The sequence below is a fragment of the Chryseobacterium salipaludis genome, from assembly GCF_022968825.1.
Taxonomy (GTDB): domain Bacteria; phylum Bacteroidota; class Bacteroidia; order Flavobacteriales; family Weeksellaceae; genus Kaistella; species Kaistella salipaludis.
Window position 1 is genome coordinate 1 of sequence record NZ_JALHKS010000011.1, and the last position, 6,100, is coordinate 6,100.

A 6,100-nucleotide genomic window follows, 5' to 3' on the forward strand; every position below is an offset into this window, starting at 1 on the left:
CAAGACGAGAAATTGGTTTAAAACCGCTCGAAGCATTTAAAGAAAATAAAAACTCTTTCCAGACAATTTGGTAAATAATACTTCTGCTAACATATTCTATGACAAAAAACAAGCTCTAACCGAAAAAATAAGACTGCAAATTTGTGCAGATTCACAAAGCTTGAGTCTCGCGCAATGACGGCAAAAATTCTGTACACGATTTTGCATTTAATATTGTTTAAAACAAGCATGCTGTGTTTTCCTTCCGCCTTTTTACGCGTGTAATAGTTTTTCAGTTCCGCATCGTATTTAATTGCGGTGAGGGCGGCCATATGCAGCAGCGACTTCATTTTTTTTATCCGCCAGATGGCTGACCCTGGTTTTCCCCTTAACGCTCGTTCCGGAACTGTGTTCAAAGGGCGCTACTCCTGAATAACACGCAAATTTCCGCCCGTTTGCAAATGCCGTAAACCCTTTGGTTATAATCAAAAGGTAGACAGAGGTAAGCTCGCCAATTCCCGGAATGCTTTTTAAAAGTTGCTGTTGTTTATAAAGAATTTCATTTTCCCGGACCAGAATTTTAATTCTGTCATCAAGCATGGCAAGTTGCTTTTTGAGCTGTTTCACAGTTTGCCGGTTGATGGCTTTTACGCTGGCAAAAACTTCTTTGCTCAGGAACATTTCGTTTTCCCTGGTTCTTTCGAACGATTTGATGGCGGCAATGGTTTTTTCACGTTCGGCAAACACGATTCTGAGTTGCTGAAGACTCATTTCCGGAAGCACAGAAAGTGCTATTTTATCAGTGTTTCGCCTGGCGTAATTTGCAATCTCTTTGGCATCTACTTTATCGCTTTTGCCGCGGGTAATCCCCAGCGAGCGTTTGATTTCCAAAGCTGGGACCTGAGCATAGTCCAGTTGGTTTTCGCTTAAAACCAGGGCGAGCAGCGAGGAATAAATGCCGGTATTCTCAAAAACAAAAAGAGTCTCGTTCATTTCACAGCCGGCTTTTTTCAATGTTTTTAGAAACGTCTCGATCGATTTTTGCGTATTCAGGACCTGGCCTTGTTCGGGTTGCGGATCCGGGGTAACCATGCAGTAATCCAGCGTTAGTTTTGCCACATCAATTCCGATGTAGGTTGTGTAATTTTTCATAATTTAGTGATGTTTAAATTAATGTTGAACTTCTTTAAAATCTTTATTAGATCTGGGTAATCTGGTATTATATCTAAAGCTGTTTCAACCCTTTAAAAACAAGGCAGAGGACTAATATGTTAGATGAGCCTTTTACGCTCTAACGGTATTGTCAGTTCACCTCTGTCTTGGTTATTTTAAAGGTAATTATTTTATGAATGTAAAGTAAAGATTGTATTGGCAAAATGCGGGAGGAAGGTTAAAGTTGAAAGATTTAAAAAATTATCCGCCGCTGCTTCTTCGTATTATTTTTTATAATTTAACAATCCGAAAAAAGCATCGGCTACGTTTAGTCTAAATTAAACTTTTCGTTACATTTAGCCCGCACTTCAGCAATACTTTTTCCGTTGGCTGCAATGGTAACAGACCTCGAAACAAAGTCTTGCAAATGGACAATTTTCGGCTCGACAAGACAGAAATACAACAGGAATATTTGACAACTAAACCGAGTATAAAAAGTAACATTGTGCGGACAGATTTAATAGATAAAAAAGAATGAATTTAACAATTGAAAATATACTATTAGTTGGCTCTCTATTGCTATTTGTAAGCATTATTGTAGGCAAGACATCTTATAAATTTGGCGTTCCGACTCTATTGCTCTTTTTGGCAATCGGAATGTTGGCAGGTTCTGACGGCATAGGCGGTATTAGGTTTGACAATCCACAAATTGCTCAATTCATTGGTATTGTTTCGCTAAATTTCATATTATTTTCAGGTGGTCTTGACACTAATTGGACTTCTGTCAAGCCAATTTTAAGAGAAGGTCTTGTTTTATCAACGGTAGGTGTTTTACTAACTGCACTTTCACTTGGAACTTTTGTTTGGTTCGTTACCGACTTTACAATTTATGAAAGTATGTTGTTGGGTTCTATTGTTTCATCAACAGACGCAGCAGCCGTATTTTCCATTTTACGCTCAAAAAGTCTTGCCTTAAAGACCAATTTACGCCCGACTTTAGAATTAGAAAGCGGTAGTAACGACCCTATGGCTTATGTATTGACTATTGCATTTTTGACTTTAGTGATAAATCAAGACCAAGGTATTGCTTCAATTATTCCCCTGTTTCTACAACAAATGATTTTGGGTGGAATTGCAGGTTTTGCTTTTGGAAAACTTAGTAAATTCCTCATTAATAAAATCAGACTTGACTTTGAAGGGCTTTATCCTGTATTAGTTATTGCTCTTATGTTTATTACTTTTTCTGCAACCGACTTTGTGGGTGGAAACGGATTTCTTGCTATATACATTTGTGCCATTTATTTAGGTAATCAAGACCTTATACACAAGAAAAGCATTTTGAAAATGTTTGATGGTTTGGCTTGGCTAATGCAGATTGTGCTGTTCCTTACTTTGGGACTTCTCGTTTTCCCTTCTCAAATAATACCCTATTTCGGAATTGGCATACTCATCTCATTATTTTTGATAATTGTTGCCCGACCTGTGAGCGTTTTTCTCAGCTTGCTGTTTTTCAAAATGAGACTGCGTAGAAGATTTTATATTTCATGGGTTGGTTTGCGTGGTGCGGTTCCTATTGTGTTTGCCACTTATCCACTTTTGGCAGGAATTGATAAAGCCAATATGATTTTCAATATCGTATTTTTTATTTCGGTTACTTCGGTTCTCATTCAAGGAACAACTTTATCAATAGTGGCAAAGTGGCTCAATGTGGCATTACCCGAAAAAGCAAAAAAAATCACTGAATTAGACCAACTTGTTTTAGACCTTCCTAAATCATCATTGCAAGAATTTGAGATTTTGCCCGACTTTCACGCTGTAGGCAAAAGAATTGTTGATTTGAATTTTCCAAAATCAGCCTTTATTATTATGATTAAGCGAAATGGAGAATTTATTCGCCCCGGTGGCTCAACCATTATTGATGCAAAAGATATATTAATGGTGCTTGCCGACAGTAAGGAAGATTTCACAAAAGTAAATGATAGTCTTTACAAGCCAAAAACGTAAAAATGAAAAAACGATTTATCATACTTATTGACTTTTCGGAGTATTCAAGCAACTTAATAAAGTATGCTTCCGATTGGAGTAAACAGGCAAATGCAGAATTGCTTTTGGTTCATCAGTCCATTGTGTTGGCCCCTGCACTTACTGACAAGGAAAGTCGACATCAAATTGCGGCACATACTAATATAGAAGCATTGCAAAAATTGAAGGCATTAGCTAAAGAAATAATTCCGCCAACCATAAAAGTTTCATTCAATGTTTCGGAAAGCAATTTACAGCTTACACTACCTAAACTTTTAGAAGAACCTTATAACAATTTAATTTTTACGGGAATAGAAGGAACGGGCTTACTCAAAAAGTTATTTCTTGGAAGCGTTGCACTCCAGGTTATTGATAACACAAAAAATATTGTTGTTGCAATGCCCAAGGAAATCGACACTTTTTCACACGAAAAAATATTTGTGGCAGTAACAGAAAAACACCCTTTAAACATCTTGGAATTGAACAAGTTTTTGAATTTCATTGACAGCAAAAACACGAGTATTACCTTTTTCTATTTGGCAAAACCCAATGAAAAAACAAAGGGAATAGAAAAGCATCTTAGAGAATTATGCGCAATGTTTGTGGATAGATTTAATACAGATTCTGCAATTTACGAAGGCAACAACCCATTTGAAGACATTAAGAAAGTAATAAACAATAAGACTGACAAATTGCTAATTGTTCAAAAAGGCTCACGACTTTTGACCGACCAACTTTTTAGGCGATTTTTAATAAACGAATTAGTATATGAAGGACAAACTCCTATGATTGTTTTGCCATAGTGACCAGAGAAATCAGACAAGGACAATGAAAAGAAGCACAGCAGCCAACAGCGTATTTAATCAATTGGCGGTCAGTCACTTACTGACATTTTTGTGCATTAAAAACGCCAACTAATTAAATACACAAAACGTTACAGGCAATGCTATTCAAAATACCTTGTAAAATATGGAAATAAATTCATGGAAATTTTTACTTGACATTCCCATACTTTTTTTTCTAATTCTGCTTGTTATTATGCCAATTTTCATTTTCAAAAAATTAACATTTTCTGTAGAAAATAAACTTGCTCAAATAACTTTGACTATGGTGCTTACATTTTTATTTATCATTGTCCTTACTTTTGCTTTCACTTACTATGTAGAGGAATTATCTAAAAACTTTATTCTGAATAAGTTTGGTTATAATGCATATGGAATGAGTGATTCTGAATATTTTCATAATGTAAAACCTGAAAATCTGACTGAACTAAAAGAAATAAGAGATTCCCAAATGGGAATTGGATGGCCTTTAAAAGCAATTTTTGCAACTGTTTCTTTTGCATTACCCATGAATTTACTAATAACTTTAATAATTACAGTGAGAAAATTAAAAAATCAATAAAAGCACTGCCTGTAACAAGCTATTTCTATTAGCAGGGTTGAAGTTTTCATCATGAAGATTTTCGCTAATTGCTCTTTTTTTTAATATTTACAAAAACCAGTTATCATAATCTCCGCCAACAGAAGTACCCAACCGTTAGCGGCTATCTGACAAAATGACCTTAGTACAATTCAAGAAATATTTAGATCAAGAATATCTGTTCGATAAAGTTCTTGATTATATACTTGCAGTTTTGATGCTGAGCTGTGGACTGTTTTTTATTTATAAAGCTTTGCTAACTGATTGGTCAAATCAGCTGAATCTCGGTTTATTCTTACTTATTTTACTTTTGGCCACGTATTGTGTATATTTTGGTATAGTAGGTTTCTTGAGAATTCCAAACGTGACACAAATTCACGCGATACTAAATAATGATGGCAGAGAAAATAATAGAAAAAGAGTTTATGATCTCGCAAAGAACTTTAATTTGTTTACTTATCCATACGAAATAAGAGATAATATTATAATGTTCGATACAAAGAATATTTTATTTGGAAACAAAGAATTGTTCTTCTATTATAACGATAAGGGAATTTATTTTAACGTACAGCACAAAAATTATAGAGATCCAAAATATGGATATTATTATTCTACCAAGAAATTAACAAACAGAATTATATCGGAATTAAAAGACAGCTGCTAACAAGCTATTTCTATTAGCGAGGCTGAAGTTTCCATCATAAAGATTTTCGCGAATTGTTCATTTTTTTTATATTTACGCAAACCAGTTATCATAATCTCCGCCAACAGAAATACCCAACCGTTGTACGCAATTTCAAAAAAAACATATATAAAATCAAAGAACGGATTAAACTTGCAATTTAATTATGAAGAAAATTTTATACGTAACTTTTTGTCTAACACTGATTAACTGTACCAAGAAAGATAACGAACAAAAGAAATTAGAAATCCAAGTGGCTGAATTACAAAATAGAATTAATACAATCGAAAAAGAAAAGGATTCTCTAAACAATTCCGCAAAAGAGTCAACAAAAATCGACTTAAACAAAAATAACAATCAGGAATATATTATTCAAAATAAGCAAAATCTCTCAGATATTTTATTAGATGATTTGACAAAATTATCTCCAAATGAGATTGCAAATAAATGGGTTTCGAGTTACAATAATTTACCAACAAAATATAAAAATTCAGTAGCAACCGAAAATGGTTTGTATCCCATGGATTTTGGAGATTGGTATGGATTAAATCGTGGATTTTCTTGGGGCTGTCAAAAAAATGAGAAACTATATTTGGTTTGGGAAGCAATTTCCGAGAACTTGGCTGAAAAAAGTGAATCTAAAGCATTTAAGGCAGGAATGGTTACACAATATGTAAGGAATAATATAATAAAATGTGAGTAGAAAGAAACTGCGTACAACATCGGTAACCGTTGCACAACTCCACATTTTCAGTAATTTTCAAAGTAAAAGCATAAAAAACGACCTCCTTTAAAGCGATTTAAGGGAGGTTTCTATTTTTGCCGGGCAAAGAGAGTTCAGAT

Annotated in this window: 6 protein-coding genes; 5 read left to right on the top strand and 1 reads right to left on the bottom strand. The window is 34.4% G+C overall.

The annotated features are described in order from the left end of the window. Positions 1–288 precede the first annotated feature (288 nt). A complete protein-coding gene (locus MVI27_RS11705; RefSeq protein ID WP_246962134.1) occupies positions 289–1,131 on the bottom strand; it encodes an IS110 family transposase in 843 nt (280 codons plus the stop codon). Between the two features lie 534 nt (positions 1,132–1,665). Here MVI27_RS11705 and MVI27_RS11710 point away from each other — a divergent pair. From MVI27_RS11710 to MVI27_RS11730, 5 genes are all read left to right on the top strand, one after another. Further along, entirely contained in the window at positions 1,666–3,135 is a 1,470-nt protein-coding gene (locus MVI27_RS11710) for a potassium/proton antiporter (RefSeq protein ID WP_246962137.1), read from the top strand. 2 nt (positions 3,136–3,137) lie between these two features. Continuing rightward, positions 3,138–3,956 carry a universal stress protein gene (locus MVI27_RS11715; protein ID WP_246962139.1) on the top strand — a complete coding sequence of 273 codons (819 nt, stop codon included), beginning with the start codon at positions 3,138–3,140 and terminating at the stop codon, positions 3,954–3,956. A gap of 166 nt (positions 3,957–4,122) precedes the next feature. Further along, a complete protein-coding gene (locus MVI27_RS11720; protein ID WP_246962141.1) occupies positions 4,123–4,557 on the top strand; it encodes a hypothetical protein in 435 nt (144 codons plus the stop codon). 154 nt (positions 4,558–4,711) lie between these two features. Continuing rightward, a complete protein-coding gene (locus tag MVI27_RS11725; RefSeq protein ID WP_246962143.1) occupies positions 4,712–5,239 on the top strand; it encodes a hypothetical protein in 528 nt (175 codons plus the stop codon). A 184-nt stretch (positions 5,240–5,423) separates the two neighbouring features. Further along, positions 5,424–5,960 (top strand): hypothetical protein, encoded by a 537-nt coding sequence (locus MVI27_RS11730; RefSeq protein ID WP_246962145.1) that lies wholly within the window; start codon positions 5,424–5,426, stop codon positions 5,958–5,960. Positions 5,961–6,100: the final 140 nt, after the last annotated feature.

What these genes read in the sequence shown, in the direction of transcription:
- MVI27_RS11705 (WP_246962134.1), bottom strand. Translation starts at nt 1,131, where the DNA reads ATGAAAAATTACACAACCTACATCGGAATTGATGTGGCAAAACTAACG.
- MVI27_RS11710 (WP_246962137.1), top strand. Translation starts at nt 1,666, where the DNA reads ATGAATTTAACAATTGAAAATATACTATTAGTTGGCTCTCTATTGCTA.
- MVI27_RS11715 (WP_246962139.1), top strand. Translation starts at nt 3,138, where the DNA reads ATGAAAAAACGATTTATCATACTTATTGACTTTTCGGAGTATTCAAGC.
- MVI27_RS11720 (WP_246962141.1), top strand. Translation starts at nt 4,123, where the DNA reads ATGGAAATAAATTCATGGAAATTTTTACTTGACATTCCCATACTTTTT.
- MVI27_RS11725 (WP_246962143.1), top strand. Translation starts at nt 4,712, where the DNA reads ATGACCTTAGTACAATTCAAGAAATATTTAGATCAAGAATATCTGTTC.
- MVI27_RS11730 (WP_246962145.1), top strand. Translation starts at nt 5,424, where the DNA reads ATGAAGAAAATTTTATACGTAACTTTTTGTCTAACACTGATTAACTGT.